The sequence below is a fragment of the Asaia sp. HumB genome (assembly GCF_030263835.1).
GTDB lineage: Bacteria > Pseudomonadota > Alphaproteobacteria > Acetobacterales > Acetobacteraceae > Asaia > Asaia bogorensis.
Genome location: NZ_JARPML010000002.1, coordinates 685,441 through 701,340 on the forward strand (window position 1 = coordinate 685,441; position 15,900 = coordinate 701,340).

A 15,900-nucleotide genomic window follows, 5' to 3' on the forward strand; every position below is an offset into this window, starting at 1 on the left:
CGACCCTTCTTGTTATTCAACCCAGCGTATTTTCCGAACGCTGGAAGGCACCCGACAATCTCTCGCGATCCACGCGACCATCGAGCGACCAGGGAATATGATCAACGGACATCACACGAACGGGCGGCAGAGTGGGATAGAAAGCCCTGAGCGCCTGAGCGAGACGCTCCGTGTCGAACTCCGAAGAAGAGGCAATGGCGATGTTGATGCGTGTGCGCCCGGTCTCATCAAGAGAGAGAAAACTGCCAAGTTCACGCATTTCGAGCATATCCCGCGCGATGTCATCAACGACGCCCAGATCGAATTTTTCACCACCAATGGATACAAGATCATCCACACGCCCGGTGATACAAATTATGCCTTCCTTATCGATCCGCCCGCGATCACCGGGATAGAACCAGCCCTCCGCAAACCGACGGGCCTGACCTGACAGGCGATCGACATAACCGTCGAGCAGACCGGAACTCCTGATACGGACAATACCTTCCTCGCCGGGTGCGACCAGTTCGTCCTGCTCGTTGACAATCTGCAGCGTGACCCAGGGAGGGGTAACACCCACCATATCGTCCGCTGTAAATTTTGCGGCATCGCCGAGCGCAAGAGCGCCGCATTCATCCGTCCCGTAGGCTGACAGGATATGAGGCGTGAGCCGGGCCAGCGCCTTGTCACGCAGCAAATGGTTAAGACGACCGCCCGTCACTACCAGCCTGAGCGTATCGAGCGGCCTCATGCCCGGCGGCAGAACCTCGAGAATATGTGCGAGATGACCCGGCGTAACGACGGCGACAGTCGGGATCTTTCTTGCAATCAGAATACCAATATCGGTGTGACTGACAAAATTGAGCGGTGAGCCGCTGCACAACCCGGTGCAACCAACAATGAAGCCCGTCAGCGAGATGACGCCGATTGTGGAAAGCACATGGGGATGCGTGGCGGCAACGGCAGTAAGGGACTCGTCCTGCATGACCATATGCATGATCGCCATTTCCGCCTGACGGAACGTCATGGCAAGGACCTGGCGCTCGGCATCCGTTCCTGCGGCAATCGCGTAGCGGCAGACGGCATCATAATCAATCGCGTGATTGCAGGGCTTCGCATCAGCCTGACAGACACGCGCCAGCCAGTCGTCACTGATTTCGAGAACCTGCACATCCTGCAGCGACAGCCCCCCCATGGAAATCATGATATCCGGCTCAAGAAGGCGGACATCACGCAGAAAGGACGGGTCGGAACTCTCGGGGAATGAGGCGCTCGCAAGCCCCAGCGATGCCAGAGACAGAATCAGTACCCAATGCCAGTAAAGATTGCCGCAATGGATTCCGACCAGTCTCGGATCGGCCTCTCTGAGTTTGATCAGCGCCTGTGTTATAGCCGTCACATCATGATCAAGCTGACCAAACGTCCAATCCTGTGCGAGGCTGTCGAATGCCAGGGATTGCGGGTTCTGCCTGGCATGCCGCAGGGCCATAACATGAAACATAAATAACAATCCCCAAACGCAAACGGGGCGGCCATGATGGCCGCCCTGGGTCCCCCTTTCAGAAGAGGCCCGATTAAACCATGAAACTCAGCCCACCTGAGCTCCGCAAAGTTGGGCGGGGGCCTGTGTAAGATATGGCCCACCTGCCAAGACTTCAATTGCAACAATACAAACTGCATCAGACTGTCGATCACTGAGATCAATCAATGCAGAGCCAGTTGTCCACCGCTGACGACCATCCTCAATATTTGCCCAACCTTCAAGAGTTTCATCACTCAGATGGTCAGCAAGATGACGTGTTCTATCAGCCTCCCATATCTGGATTTCGCCAACAAGCACACCGAGATGACGACGATCATCATGAAATGGCCCGATCACATCAACCGGACGCGAAACACGCGAAACCAGTCTTACGCGCTTGGCATCGGGCGGAAGCATGAACACGCTGGAACGATTGACCACGCGCATCCTGCGCATGATGCGTCCCTTTTCGTCCACGAGGTGAAGGTCAGGATCTTCAGTAATTTCAGGTGCTTGCTGGTTTGATCCGAGGTTAAGCGACGCGGCGCGGTGCGCCAGAGAGGCATGCAGAGGCTCGACAAAACCACGATCAACACGCAGCGGAGCAGCACCATCACCGTCCCATGTTGCCTCGGGAGCATTCAGAAGGTGCACGACAGCGCCAGGCTGCGCAAAACGCTTGCGGTCGCCCGTGTCGAGATAGCTCTCGCTCAGGGCGTTATCAGCCCAGATAATAGAGTGCTCATCTGTTTCGACGTGATAATAATCAAAGTGTGTGATGGTGCGGTCGTAGAAGATACTACGGCCATTGACGAGCATACGTGCGGGTACAAAAGCCCCATTGAGATACATGGCATGCTCAGGAGTCACCAGAAGATCCCGACTCGGCACACCCTCGCCCAACGCGTTGCGAAGGATGCGCACGGGATAACCCGCTTCGTCATCCTCGAGCCACGTACGGACGATTGTAGAGCGATGACCTAGCCAGACAATCTCACGGTAGATGGTCTCGCCATCAACAAAAGCCGCCACGCGATCGCCTACCGCCAGATCCTCGACGGCAATTTCGCCGCGATCTGTCAGGATCATGGTGCCCTTGAGGAAGCACTTGTCATAGACAATGATCGTACTGCCATCTGTCGGATCACGCTCAAGGTGATAATCCGTCGCGGCGTTACCCTTTGTCCCATGGACATCAGCCGTCCAGACAATTTTTCCGGTCGCATCAACAATGCTGATCGAGTTGTTCCCGTAGACAATACGTTGTCCATCGGTCCAACTCAGCGTATCCACATCAATACGCCCCTTCCAGCCGATCGTAATTCCCTTGAGAACAGCGCCAGACTGAACGACGAGCAGACCACCAGGACCCTCACCCTCTGTGCTGATGCCCGAGATAACGGCATTCACGAGGGTCGCACCGGAATTGACGGTCAATGTGCCGCCCGCTGCAATGAGAGCTGTCGTCATGTAGGACTGCGCCTTAAGCGTGGCAGCAGCGGCAGCCTGGATCGTCAGCCTGTCGACCGTGGCAGAGGCGTCAGCCACCAGGCTTCCGCCTGCGCCAAGGGTCGCAGCAATGCTGCGTGCGCCGCCGCCAACATAAATAAGCCCCCCAGCGGAAGCGATACACCCGCTGGCCCAAGCACCTGCGCCCAACAGCTGAGTGCCTGCACTGAAAAGCGTACCAACGGCCGATCCGCCAGCCGAGACGAACTGTGTCCCGCCCACAATACTACCAAGATCCGTGCCACCACTGGCAATCGCCTCGGTCGATCCGATGTCAAATCTACTGGCGGAAATCACCCCCGGACCAACGAAGGACTGCCCTTTAAGGGTAAAGCCCCCGCCTGCCAGCCCAACGCCACCCGACTGCACATGGGTATCAACAATAAGGCCCGCAGAACCGCCATAATTGGATATCTGGCTGGCAAGGACGCCGCCTTGATTTCCGATCGTAGCTCCACTAACGACGCCCTCATTGATAGCCGCAAAGCCACCGCTGTTATAGGCTGTGCCGCCTGCGACGACGCCTTTGCCACCAGCCAGGACGACCCCCCCCTGAAACTGCTGTTGCGCCATACGCAACGGCCGCTGCGGACGCAATAAGCATCGCAGGGTTATTAGTTCCACCGGCGCCGAACCCGTCAACATACACGTTCGACGTTGAATATTGCGCAGCTGTCGTAATCAGCGTCGCGCCACTCAATACGCGGTATGTGGTCGGACCCGTCTTTATAATCGACGCGTTACCGCTCATGCCTGTAGAGGTAATACCCATGTGCCATCCTCCCCGCCAGGAACGTCTCATCGGCGCCGCTCTGCCATGTTGGCGACAAGCATAGGCAGTATCTTCCGTACAGAAATACAGAAGATGGGGCACACCATGTGATCGTTCACAATTAATTAACTCATAAATCCCTGGCATAGAAGAAATCGACACGCAACGAGCTGATATATCAGAACTTATTATAGATGCATTCTATCCAATATTTTGATTATACAAACATTCATTTTGGCGGATAACTAAGTCCATGTTTTCCCGGTGTTTTCAGATGTCCCCTCAATGGTGAGGCGGCATATCGCAACTGGTTTCTTGCGCTAAAAAAAACGTGAATTTTCCGCACGAGGAGCAGGACCGCATATCCTGACAGCCGAACCCAAACGGCTCGGTAGTCGGTCATCAAACATGGAAAAGGGCGGAAGGGGTCGATACCCCCTTCCGCCCCGCCGTACTGATCAGGATCGCTTACCCAGCGGCGGCCTGATCAACGTCTGCTTCCTTTTCAATCAGATACGGGCCACCCGCCTGGATCTCGATTGAAAGCATAGCAGCAACGCCCGAACGCATATCCGTCAACGGAAGAACTGCATTCCCCGTTGTCCAGCGATGAGCGCCCTGCTCGCGGTTAGCCCAGCCAGACAAAGCATCTGCCTTGAGGTGCGTATCGAGCACGCGAGTTTCACCCGCTTCCCAAATCTGAATTTCCCCGACGAGCACACCGAGGTGACGGCGGTCATCTACAAACGGTCCAACCATGTCGACCGGGCGGGCAGTCCTAGAGACGATACGTAATTCGCTCGCATCAGCTGGCACCATGAAGACGTGCGCACGACCCGTCTTGCGCAGAGCACGGATCACACGCCCGGATGTATCAACCAGATGCAGGTCGGAATCACCAGTCGTCGCCGCAGGAAGCGCCATTCGCTCCATACCGAGAACCTTCGCCCGCGCTTCGAGTTCATTGAAGAGAGGCTCGACAAAATCGCGCTCGACCTTCAGCGGCGCAGCGGCATGGAGAGCCCAATCCCGCTGGGGGGCATTCAGCAAACGCACAACCGGGCTATTCAGCGAAAAGGTCTTGCGATCGCCAGTGTCAAGATAGCTTTCGCTCAGTGCACCATCAGACCAAATAACCGAATGTTCGTCCGTTTCCACATGATAAAAATCAAACTGGGTAATAGTGCGATCATAGAAGATACTACTTCCATTCACCAGCATACGAGCCGGCACAAAGGCACCGTTCAGGAACATGGCGTGCTCAGGCGTTACAAGCAGATCCTTGTGCGGTACATTCTCACCAAGCGCATTCTGCTTGATACGTACCGGATAACCGGCCTCATCGTCGGGCAATCCTTGGCGAACCGTAGTCGAGCGGTGACCGGTCCAGATAATTTCACGTAGCACTTCTTTACCGTTGACCATGGCAAGCACCTGATCGCCCACGACCAGATTCTCAACCGCAATCTCGCCACGATCGGTGCGAATCATGGTCCCCTTTAGAAAGCACTTGTCGTAGACGAGCACCATGCTTCCGTCAGTAGGATCGGCCTCCAAGTGATAGTCAGACGCCACACCGGCGGTCAATGAACCGGTCCACAGAACCGTGCCGTCTGGGCCCAGGACTGATACCGTATTACCTGACGTCTGGATTCTCGCACCGGAATTGTAGAGGAGGCTATCAATATCCAATCGGCTTTTCCAGCCCATTCTGGTGACACCACTCAGTACCGCGCCAGACTCGAGTACCAGCAGGCCACCAGCGCCGCCGTCTTTCGTGGTCCCAGCGAGCACGCCGTTTACAAGCGTTGCACCCGAAGCGAGAGTCAACGTACCACCGCCAGATATTGTTGCCGCATTTACCACCGCGGCCGCATCCGCCGACGCAGCCCCCGCTGCCTGGATCTGAACCCCGTTCACGATACCGTTGGCATTTACATGCAGCGTTCCGCCCGACCCGATCGTAAACGAAGAGCCGACTCCCCCAGCGTAAACCTCGATACGACCACCCGCCGAAGCAATCGACCCGCTGGCAACGCCACCAGCCGAGATGAGCTGGGTCCCCGCGCTGAATATGCTCTTGAGAGCACTTGCGCCAGATGAAACGAACTGGGTGCCGCCGATGAGACTTCCTACATCTGTGCCGCCCGAGACGAGTATCTCCGTGGAGCCGACGTCAAATGTGCCCCTAGAGATGACGCCAGACCCTGCGAAAGCCTGCCCCTTGATGGTGAAGCCACCACCAGCCAGCGCATAACCGCCAGCCAAGACATGGGAATCGATCACAGTTCCAGCGCCACCACCTTCGCCAGCGACAGTCGAAGCCAGCAAACCACCGTTCGAACCGATAGTCACGCCACTTACGAAACCACCGTTTGCTGCTGCAAAGGAGCCACTGTTCATAGCCGTTCCGCCAGCTGCGGTACCGCCATAAACACCCATGGCGACGCCGCCAAAGCCTACAGTCGAGCCGGAAACAATGCCACCGGCGGATGCAAGCAACAACGCCGGATAGTTAGTGCCACCCGATTGGCCAGGGATAGCACCCGAATTGTTCGGACCCTTACCGAACCCGGAGACAATTGCGCCATTGGTAACGAATCCGGCGCCCTGCACGGTCAGTGTTGCGCCACTGAGAACCGAGTAGACACCGGCTGCGCTAGAAATCTTCGCACCGCTTGCGGTGACATTGGATGTGATAGCCATCTTTATCCCTCAACAAATAACGGTCTGATGCATCCAGCCATCGCGTGCGGCGCGATGAGGTCTTTTTAGACGCCTCAATTTACCGACCATCGACAGCGCCTCCCCTGAAAGAGAGGCACGTTGTCTATTAGCAAACAACCGATGTCATGAACTCGCGGGCGATGCAACATGTAAGTGTTTGTATAATGCTATCACTTTTGCGCTATCCAAAAAGTGGATGGCCTTGGCGTAGAGCGCCGCTTTGCGCGTCAAAGGAATGAAAATTAATACTTCGTCATAGTCAATCAAATGTAATTAATTAACTTTTGCGAACGTCAAATCGTCCTGTTAGAATCCTGATTTGAGATTGATACTACTGTGATTTCGTTATCACTAATGACAATCACTGCGTCCCATTCGGGTTGTGGTCTGAATTACTTTTTACAAAGCTCTGTCGGGGATATTTCAGCAGCATGCAAGCGCGAGTGACTGCACCGTGGGAAAGGATACCCCTGGGCCTTGGTGGAACAGAAATGCCAAGGTGTCGTGCAACAATGCAGGCGGGAAGCAGGTCGTATTTTCGTCACTGGAACATCGGGCCCAGAACTTCTACCTCGCTGCATGACAATTTTTCACACCGGTAAGGGACCCTGAGAGTGAAGATTATTTTTCTTAATCCGTTCAGCCCAGATGTCATCTCGGGCGGGGTCAAGGTCACCTATCAGCATGCCGAAATTCTCGCGCAGGCAGGCTACGATGTGATGATCTACCAGCCGGCCGGCAAGCCAACGTGGATAGAGGTCTCGGACCACATCACCGTTTGCGACAATTTCAGCGCGGCGGACGACGATATTCTGATTTTCCCTGAAATTTTAGCAGATTGGCTGCTCGAAATGGCGATGACACCGTTCGCGGGCACGAAGGTATTATTCTGCCAAAATCCTTTTTATCTTTATAGCTACAGACAGAGCGGCCAAGCTCTACATGACATGGGTTTCCGGCATTTCATCGTACCAGGAAATGAGACAGCCCAGTCTCTCAAAGCGGTCTTGCGCGTTCCCGACGTACACATCATCCCGAATTCGGTTGATACAAAGCTCTTCCACCCCAGGGAAAAACAGCTTTGCATCACAACCAATCCGCGCAAATGGCCCGCAGAAAGCGTGAATTCACCGCTTTTTTTTATCATTATGTGCATGCTGCATCTCAAATATCCTGAAACCAGCAATGTCCCCTGGAACCTCTTGGAAAACTGCAGTCAAAGCGAAGTCGCGGACATCATGGGAAAGTCAGCTATATTTCTAGCTTTGTCACGACAAGAGGCACTTCCGCTCACCCCACTTGAAGCTATGGCGTCCCGCTGCGCGCTCGTGGGCTTCCATGGGACAGGCGGAAAGGACTATGCCTCGCACCGCAACGGCCACTGGTTCTCACCGGAACAATGTGAGGAAGTCGTCGATTGTCTCGCTCAACTTATTTTTGAATTCAAGCAGAGGTCGCCACGCATTGACAGAATGCTCGACGATGCTGAAAAGACCGCTCGTCAATATTCAGTTAGCGCTACACGTCAGGCCGTTCTTCGGGTTTACGGCGAGATATGTGCTGAACACAGCGCGCGCTGCCGCGCCGTATAGCCGAGAGCATCAAAATGGACCTTCCGCTGAGCCAGGTCGGCCCCGAGGGAATTAAGTACGACTTCCAGGACGGCTGCCGTATCGGCCTACCTCCTGATAAATGGCGCGTAGAAATCAAGGATACCGCCACCCAAACTCTTTTGTTCGCACAAGATCTCGCGGCTGGCGTGGTTTGCACGACCAAGAGATACTTTGTTCCTTTTGCCTTCCGTGTCCAGCGCAGGGGTGTGACTGTATTCGAGCATGAATTCAGTCTTGTCGGCAAGGATATCCTGATTGATATGCACCTTGGCGCTCTGGGGGATCATCTGGCTTGGATGGGGCATGTCGAAGCCTTTGCCGCTCGCCATCGTTGTCGTATACATTGCCTTGTACGCCCGGGTTTCGCGGATCTATTTGCGGGACGAAACGATGCACTCATTGTTACCGAGGACCAGTCGATCCTCGAGCAAGGCTTTTACGCGCGCTACAAGGTTCTTATCTTCTTCAACGATCTGAACCGCGATCATCAGCCCACCGACTACCGGCAAGTCGGCCTGATCGTATCAGGAGCCTACATCCTGGGAATGCCTCCAAAGGAAAGACGTCCAAGGATACGCATTGCCGATGGAGGGCGCCCTATCGAGGAGCCCTATGTCTGTATCGGCACCCAAGCGACCGGCCATAACAAATATTGGAATAATCCCGAGGGCTGGCGCCGCACCGTCAGCTATCTGAAGGAAAAGGGCTACCGCGTGATTTGTATCGATCGTGATCGTGTTGCCGGTCACGAAACGATCTGGCACCATATTCCCCACGGCGCTGAGGATATGACCGGAGCCATCCCGCTGAGCGAGCGTGCAAGATGGCTCCAGCACGCCGATTTCTTTATCGGCTTGTCGAGCGGTTTGTCGTGGCTAGCGTGGGCAAGTGCCTGCCCCGTCATCATGATCAGCGGATTCACTGAGCCCTATAACGAGTTTGAGACCCCATACCGTGTAATCAATCGACATGTCTGCAATGGTTGTTCAAATGACGTCACGATCGAGTTCGACCGTACGAACTATATGTGGTGCCCCCGTCACGCCAACACAGAGCGTGACTTCGAATGCACGAAGATGATCGCATACGAACAGGTTGAACTGATGATCAATCAGGTCATCGCCGACCGGCAGAGCCGAGGCTGATATGAGCAAGATTGAAGCCATCATCGATTCAATCCTGAACTTCGACTCAAACGATACCTCTGGTGCGGCGTCAAACCATCCAGCGGACGGCGACGAAAACGCCGATCCGCAGGCAGAGAGCGACGCGACTAAGACGTCATCGAGTTCAAACGTATCGAGTACCCCGGCGCTGCTTGACGGCGGCGCTTTCCCTGAACCAGCGCCGTCGCCCACGCAACGTACCGAGCACGACATTGCCTTCGACTTCAACGCAGGGGCGCGCATCAGCGTGCCGCCGGGTCGCTGGCAGGTCAAAATGATGGACATGGAGCGCTCGATATATCTTTATAACGATGAAGCCAGCAATTGCACGATCCTCGGGGTAAAGCGCTACTTCATCCCCATGCGTATCGAGGTGCAGTCTCTTGATACCAATGAGATCGTTCTCGTTCACGAATATGACTGCCGTGACCGGGACGTGGCCATATTGCTGCCTGGCAACACGTTGGGCGACGCTGTCGGTTGGTTTTCCTATGCGATCAAGTTCCAGGAAAAACACCACTGCCGATTAACGGTCGCCATGAATCCGGAAGCCTGCAAATTATTTGCCGGTCAGTACCCAGGGATCCGGTGTTGCACACTCGCTGAGTATGCAGCCGAACGCGAGAAATTCTACGCCACGTACTATATCGGCCTCTTTTTCAGCGATGCCGACCATAATTGGCAGCCTTCGGATTTCCGTCTGGTGGGCCTGCACCGGACAGCCGCGCATATTCTGGGCGTCGACGATCAGGAAGTACCACCGCGTATCGCGCCATGGCCCGTCGCCACGCGCCCGATCGACAAGCCTTATGTCGTGATCGCTACCCAGGCCTCAAGCCAGTGCAAGTACTGGAATAACCCGCATGGCTGGCACAAGGTGATCGATCATCTGCACATGCTTGGCTACGAGGTCGTGTGCATCGACAAAAGTCCGGTGGGCGGTCATCGCAATCACTGGAACTATATTCCGCATGGCACCCGTGACGAAACGGGGGACCGTCCGCTCGCCGAGCGCGCCTGGTGGCTCCATCACGCAGCGTTCTTTATCGGCCTCTCAAGTGGCCTGTCCTGGCTCGCCTGGGCGGCCAGAACGCCGGTCGTCATGATCAGTGGATTTACCCATCCGTCAAACGAGTTCCATACGCCCTATCGCGTGTTCAATCCTCATGTCTGCAATAGTTGCTGGCACGATATCAGAACACCCTTCGAGCACAGCGATATCCTCTTTTGCCCACGCCATGCGGACACGCCCCGGCAGTTCGAATGCACCAAACTGATTACCCCCGAATATGTCATCGCTTACTGCGACAAACTGCATGCGCAACACGCCACGGTGACAGTGCCTTCCTCCGACGACAGCGAACAGGCTTTGCAAGATGTATGAAGACGAACAGGCCATTGTCGGAACAGAGGCCTGGAAGGAACGCACGCTCGTCGATTTGCTCAGGCTCCGCCGCCTGACTAAAAAGGAAAATCCGATTTTCCTTTTCCTCGGTGATGGAGAGAACGTCACCGAAACGCTAAGCGCCGTCGAACTGCATGAGCGTGCAGCGTCGGCGGGTGCCCATCTCGCACGTACCCTGTCCAAGGGCGCTCATGTCGTTCTCCTTTTCGAAAACGGCATCGAGTATATCGTGGCTTTCTTTGCGTGCCTGTATGCAGGGCATGTGCCTGTTTCAGGTGTCTATCCCAGCGCCATCGGGGCTACGGAACGCTTTACTTTCATTCTGCAAGATAGTGAGGCAAAGGCTGTACTGGGCAAACGCGATACACTGACCCTCTTCCATCAGGGGCAGGCCGCCAAAAGTGGCTTGAAGTGGATTCCGCTTGAAAGTGCCCTCAAGGCGGTGCCGCTTGATGAGCCGGTCGCGCTCACATCCGATACACTGGCAGTCATCCAGTACACATCGGGCTCGACGGAAAACCCGAAAGGCGTTTGCCTCACCCATCGCAACATCTGCCACAATATTCACGCGCAACTCATTTCGTTTCAATACCAGGACAATGATACCGGGCTGAGCTGGCTGCCATTTACTCATGATATGGGTCTGGTTGGCGCCGTGCTTCCTGCACTGGCTGCGGGCAATCCCTTCTACTTCATGGGACCTGACAAGTTCATCGAGAAGCCATCGCGCTGGCTCCAGGCGATCAGCCGATATGGAGCAACCATTTCCGGCGGCCCCGATTTTGCGTACCGCTATTGCGCCCGCCTGCCAGAGCAGGACATTTCGCCTGACTGGGACTTCTCACGCTGGACCATTGCCTTCAATGGCTCAGAGAATATCAGTCCCGATACGCTGGAAAAATTCAAGACGCGCTTCGAGAAACAGGGCTTCCGAGGCGGGTCCTTCTACCCGTGTTACGGTCTGGCCGAAAACTCATTGCTCGTGACCTCCGGACGCAAAGGCGCCGGTGTCAGTCTTGTCGCATTCGACCGCGAAGCCCTGAGTCACGGCAAGGCGCTGCCGCTCGCCAATCCAGGCAATGAGGCTGACCGCGAGAGCGTTTCCATTCTTGCAAGCTGTGGCACGCCCCACGAGGACCAGCATATCCATATCGTCGAGCCCGAACATCAGACCTTCCTGCCTGAAGGCGCGGTCGGTGAAATCTGGATCGATAGTCCCAGCGTCAGTGTTGGCTATTTCAACAGTCCGCTTCGCAATGCGCAGTTCTTTGTTGAGCGCGGAGGCAAACGGTATCTCCGCACGCAGGATTTCGGTTTTATTCACCATGGCGAGCTTTTCCATGTCGGGCGCCTGAGTGAAAAATTCCTCTATGAGGGGAATGTCTACTATACGAATGATATCGCCCTCTCACTCAGTCAGACACTCGATGGCGCGCTTTGCGTCGTGGTGCCGCCCGCCCTGCCTGAGCGCGACCTGCCAAGTCTGATCGTCGAGCACGACAATATCGAGGCCATCCCGTCCCTACGACAGCGGATTGTCGCGACGATGAACAGCTATCGCATCGCCCGTTTCGCCTTCTATTTCATTCGCAAGGGCTTCGTGATCCGCACACCCAGCGGCAAGATACGGGCTGATTTGACGCTGGAAAATATCCTTGCCGAGAAATCGGCCATCGTTCTCTCGGGTGATACACAGGCTCCCGTCGCAACAGGCATGAGCCGCATGATCTGACGCCTGGCTTGAAAAGACGGCATCCGACACGTCCTTCCTGATAGACCAGTCGGATGCGCGCCAGCATTTCTCACATTACGGGTATGGGCTCATATTGGCCTTGTTTGAGGCCATGTCGGTCACGTATTCAGAACACGACGTCGAAGCTTCACGCCAAGCCTGCAAGACGCGCCACGCTTTCGCCTCAAGAACCGTGCTTGTTCGGGTAAAGGCGTTATGACATTCTTAACGTCGCCTCGACCCGGCTGCGTTCAATCAATAATCAAAGGCACTCTGCAAATGGCAGATAATACTTCAGACAAGATCTTGCATCAGATCGCACAGGGGATTGCATCGCTCAGTGCAGAATCCGCACCGATCATCTTTGCCGACAACGTGCCGGTCTATGGTCATGTCGGAGGTATCATCACGGTCACACTCGCGGCAGAGCGCCCTTATGGTAACGAGATTGTCGTGGCACCGACCGCTCATCTGCGCCTGACGCCCAAAGCGGCCAAGCTGCTGGCGGAATCAATTCTCAAGGCATTTGCAATGGGCGAACGCAAGGAAGCCTCGGTCAACTAAACGTCGCACATCGCCCCGGCGCATCCGGCCTCAGGCCGATGGCTATCCTTCAGACGCCACTCAGGGCGTCGAGCCGGGCCAGATTGATAGCAGCTGCCGCGTCGCCACAATCGCGCCCGGCACTATAGTAGTCTCTGGCGTGAAGAGGATTGGCAGGGCAGTCACCATAGCCATCCTCGTGAATCAGCCCGAGCATATTGAATGCCTTGCCCACACCGCGGCGGGCTGCCTCCATGTAAAGGGTACAGGCGCGAACACGGTCCTGCATCACACCATCGCCGTTCAGATAAAGATCGGCCAGATTATAAAACGCCCATCCCTCACCGCCTGATGCAGCGCGCTCAAAGAGGCGACGCGCCTCATGCACGTTGCGTTTCGTCCCCCAGCCCTGCTCGAACACACGCCCCAGCATATTGAGACATGTCGGATGCTCTGACCGCGCGGCCTGTGAGAAAAGGCAGAAGGCCTCGCTCATCGCCCCACGATCGAGATTCCATTGTGCGAGATAGAGTTGCGCCGCCACCGAATTGTCGAGCGGCGGCAAACGCGGCGCAATGACCTGAGGGGAGGCAGGCGTTATGCCTGCCTCCCCTTCATGATTCTCCCGATCCGGCTCAGGAACGTCAGCCCGCATGGCTCAGAAGCGCAGACCGACCGAACCGAGGAATGTCCGACCCGAAAGCGGGACAGCACGCGAGGTCGAGAAGGCCGAGGCGTAGTTGCGATGATTGGTCAGGTTATTGGCGTTGAACTGAACATGGTAGTGCGAAATGTCGTAGGAAATCATGCCATTGAGCGACACGTTATCCGGCATACGCCCTGTACGGCCTTCGTTGGACCAGTAACCCGACGAATACTGCACACCACCGCCAGCCTGCAGCTTGCCGTTATTGGGCTTCAGGACCAGACTGGACACATCATAGGTGCTCCAGACCGACAGGCTGTTCGCAGGCAGCTGCGGTGCACGATTGCCGCCATAAAGCGCGCTGTTCGTCACCTTGCCACCCATATAGGCGTAGGAGCCATAGATCTCCCAGTTGTGGGTCAACTTGCCTGTGGCGCTGACTTCAAGACCGCGAATGCGACGACCGGAGCCTGCATCCTGGAAGCCGGTGATGATGTTGCCGTCATCGTCATAGGTGAAGGAGTTGTTCTGCTCGATCTGGAAGATCGCGCCAGTCACGCCAAGGCGCTTGTTGAAGAAATCGGCCTTGCCACCCAGTTCATACAGGTCGCTACGCTGCGGCTTGAGGTCGCGCCCATTGGCCGCCACGTCGCCGATGCTTGTCGAGCTCATGGTCAGTGAGGAAACATCCGTACCCACAGGCTTATAGGACTGCGAGAAGGTGAAGTAGAAGGTCGTGTTCTCCAGCGGTTCGTACATCAGGCTGGCGGACGGGCTGAACTTGTTCGATTTCTGCTTCTGCACGCCAATCGAGGATTGCGCCGCACTCCAATAGGTCGAGCGGTAATCGTCCCAGCGCACCGTGCCATAGACCGAGATCTGTTTGGTCAGGTGGATCTTGTCTGCCAGAAACAGGCCCAGATCGCGGAAATCCGCCGTGCGGCTGCCCGTTGCCGGGAAGGTCAGCATGGTGCCCGGATATTCGAATTGCGGCGTACGGATCTGCTGGTTGTTCACCCGGTTGATCCAGGTGCCGTAAAGACGGTCATCCTTGGTGTAATTGATGTCCACACCAGCACGGATGTCGTGATGCATGAAGCCGGTCCGGAATTTGGAATGGGCCATGCTGACGTTCTGCACGCCCCAGCCGGCCTGATCATACCCCATGCCACCACCGGCGCCATAAGCCAGTGTCGGATTGCCGCCAGCCAGGAAGGAGGTTGCGCACGCTCCTGAGCAGGCTGCGGGCGTCGTCGCTGCAAAATTGCGGGTGTAATGCGAGTAGCGGGTGTCGTTCGACAGGGTCAGCCACTTGGACAGCACAGACGCGAATTTCGAGGTGACCATGTGCACATTGCCCATGTCGCGGTCGAAATTGCGCGAATAATTCGTGTCACGTGGCAGGCCGTATTCCGTGATCGGACGATAGGTCTTGCCAATCTGGATCATCGACACGCCGTAATCGGGACGACCGCGGCTGCCGAGCCACTGATAATTCAAATGCCAGGTGTTCTTCGTGCCCAGCCCGACACCCAGATCGGCAGCAGCGCCGTAGCGATCGGTGCGGACATTGTTGCGGTCTGCCACCATCTGCTTGTTGTACATGCCGTTCACGCGAAGGGCGGTATGGGCATTGATCTCGTAATTGGCATCGGCCGAGCCGCGATACTGCATGCCGCTGCCGAAGGACTGATCAGCCCCGAAAGCGTTGCCGCTATGCGCCTTCTTGAGCGTCTGGTTGATGACGCCGCCCACATTGCCGGCACCGAAATACTCGCCAGACGGTCCCTTCACCACCTCGACGCTCTCGGTGTTATAAACGTCGCGCACATAATTGCCGAAATCGCGCAGGCCATCCTCATAGATGTCGCCACGTGCCTGCTGGCCACGAATACGGAACTGGTTGCCGTTCATGCCGCCATTGCCCTCACCGGCAGACATGGTGATGCCCGGCACGTTGGACAGCGCCTGATCGAGCGTGAAGAGACGCTGCTCCTCGATCAGCTGCTTTGGCACGACGCTGACCGTCTGGGGCGTTTCACGCACGTTATCGGGCATACGGCCGATATCGAGCGTCGTCGTGTTGGTGTTGAGCGTGTTGATCTGCTCCTTGCCATGCACGCGCACGGCTGGCAGCGCGATGGACTGACCATCACTCGCCTTGTGATCTGTCGTCACCGCATCCTGCGCTTCAGCGTCCTCGGCAGCGCCAAGACCCATACCGGCCGTGAGCGCCAGCAGCAGAAGACGTTTCTGTTTGCCTGAGTAACTACCGGATACCACTGT

At 56.1% G+C, this 15,900-nt stretch carries 10 protein-coding genes; 5 read left to right on the plus strand and 5 right to left on the minus strand.

Going from position 1 to position 15,900, the window contains the following annotated elements; all coding sequences use genetic code 11:
* Positions 1–16: 16 nt before the first annotated feature.
* The 3 genes from P5689_RS04305 to P5689_RS04315 all read right to left on the minus strand — a co-directional run bounded on the left by P5689_RS04305 (position 17) and on the right by P5689_RS04315 (position 6,488).
* The gene (locus P5689_RS04305) at positions 17–1,480 is read right to left on the minus strand and encodes a class I adenylate-forming enzyme family protein (protein ID WP_285532223.1); all 1,464 of its coding nucleotides are present in this window, start codon (positions 1,478–1,480) and stop codon (positions 17–19) included.
* Between the two features lie 87 nt (positions 1,481–1,567).
* The gene (locus tag P5689_RS04310) at positions 1,568–3,583 is read right to left on the minus strand and encodes a Hint domain-containing protein (protein ID WP_285532224.1); all 2,016 of its coding nucleotides are present in this window, start codon (positions 3,581–3,583) and stop codon (positions 1,568–1,570) included.
* Between the two features lie 667 nt (positions 3,584–4,250).
* The gene (locus P5689_RS04315; protein ID WP_285532225.1) at positions 4,251–6,488 is read right to left on the minus strand and encodes a Hint domain-containing protein; all 2,238 of its coding nucleotides are present in this window, start codon (positions 6,486–6,488) and stop codon (positions 4,251–4,253) included.
* A gap of 635 nt (positions 6,489–7,123) precedes the next feature.
* Here P5689_RS04315 and P5689_RS04320 point away from each other — a divergent pair.
* From P5689_RS04320 to P5689_RS04340, 5 genes are all read left to right on the plus strand, one after another.
* Positions 7,124–8,101 (plus strand): glycosyltransferase family 4 protein, encoded by a 978-nt coding sequence (locus P5689_RS04320; RefSeq protein WP_285532226.1) that lies wholly within the window; start codon positions 7,124–7,126, stop codon positions 8,099–8,101.
* A 14-nt stretch (positions 8,102–8,115) separates the two neighbouring features.
* Positions 8,116–9,267: an autotransporter strand-loop-strand O-heptosyltransferase gene (locus P5689_RS04325; protein WP_285532227.1), complete on the plus strand. Its 1,152-nt coding sequence runs from the start codon at positions 8,116–8,118 to the stop codon at positions 9,265–9,267.
* Position 9,268: 1 nt separating this feature from the next.
* Positions 9,269–10,672 (plus strand): autotransporter strand-loop-strand O-heptosyltransferase, encoded by a 1,404-nt coding sequence (locus P5689_RS04330; protein ID WP_285532228.1) that lies wholly within the window; start codon positions 9,269–9,271, stop codon positions 10,670–10,672.
* Entirely contained in the window at positions 10,665–12,425 is a 1,761-nt protein-coding gene (locus P5689_RS04335) for an AMP-binding protein (RefSeq protein ID WP_285532229.1), read from the plus strand. The genes P5689_RS04330 and P5689_RS04335 overlap by 8 nt, the downstream gene beginning before the upstream one ends.
* A 279-nt stretch (positions 12,426–12,704) precedes the next feature.
* On the plus strand, positions 12,705–12,989 hold the full coding sequence (locus P5689_RS04340; protein WP_031241304.1) for a hypothetical protein: 285 nt from the start codon (positions 12,705–12,707) through the stop codon (positions 12,987–12,989).
* A 49-nt stretch (positions 12,990–13,038) separates the two neighbouring features.
* Here P5689_RS04340 and P5689_RS04345 read toward each other — a convergent pair whose 3' ends face one another.
* The gene (locus P5689_RS04345) at positions 13,039–13,623 is read right to left on the minus strand and encodes a tetratricopeptide repeat protein (RefSeq protein ID WP_285532230.1); all 585 of its coding nucleotides are present in this window, start codon (positions 13,621–13,623) and stop codon (positions 13,039–13,041) included.
* A 3-nt stretch (positions 13,624–13,626) separates the two neighbouring features.
* Positions 13,627–15,834: a TonB-dependent receptor domain-containing protein gene (locus P5689_RS04350; RefSeq protein ID WP_285533834.1), complete on the minus strand. Its 2,208-nt coding sequence runs from the start codon at positions 15,832–15,834 to the stop codon at positions 13,627–13,629.
* Positions 15,835–15,900 lie beyond the last annotated feature (66 nt).

Coding starts and splice junctions, on each gene's coding strand:
- P5689_RS04305 (WP_285532223.1), bottom strand. CDS start 1,480: ATGTTTCATGTTATGGCCCTGCGGCATGCCAGGCAGAACCCGCAATCC.
- P5689_RS04340 (WP_031241304.1), top strand. CDS start 12,705: ATGGCAGATAATACTTCAGACAAGATCTTGCATCAGATCGCACAGGGG.
- P5689_RS04350 (WP_285533834.1), bottom strand. CDS start 15,834: ATGGGTCTTGGCGCTGCCGAGGACGCTGAAGCGCAGGATGCGGTGACG.
- P5689_RS04335 (WP_285532229.1), top strand. CDS start 10,665: ATGTATGAAGACGAACAGGCCATTGTCGGAACAGAGGCCTGGAAGGAA.
- P5689_RS04330 (WP_285532228.1), top strand. CDS start 9,269: ATGAGCAAGATTGAAGCCATCATCGATTCAATCCTGAACTTCGACTCA.
- P5689_RS04315 (WP_285532225.1), bottom strand. CDS start 6,488: ATGGCTATCACATCCAATGTCACCGCAAGCGGTGCGAAGATTTCTAGC.
- P5689_RS04325 (WP_285532227.1), top strand. CDS start 8,116: ATGGACCTTCCGCTGAGCCAGGTCGGCCCCGAGGGAATTAAGTACGAC.
- P5689_RS04345 (WP_285532230.1), bottom strand. CDS start 13,623: ATGCGGGCTGACGTTCCTGAGCCGGATCGGGAGAATCATGAAGGGGAG.
- P5689_RS04310 (WP_285532224.1), bottom strand. CDS start 3,583: ATGGCGCAACAGCAGTTTCAGGGGGGGGTCGTCCTGGCTGGTGGCAAA.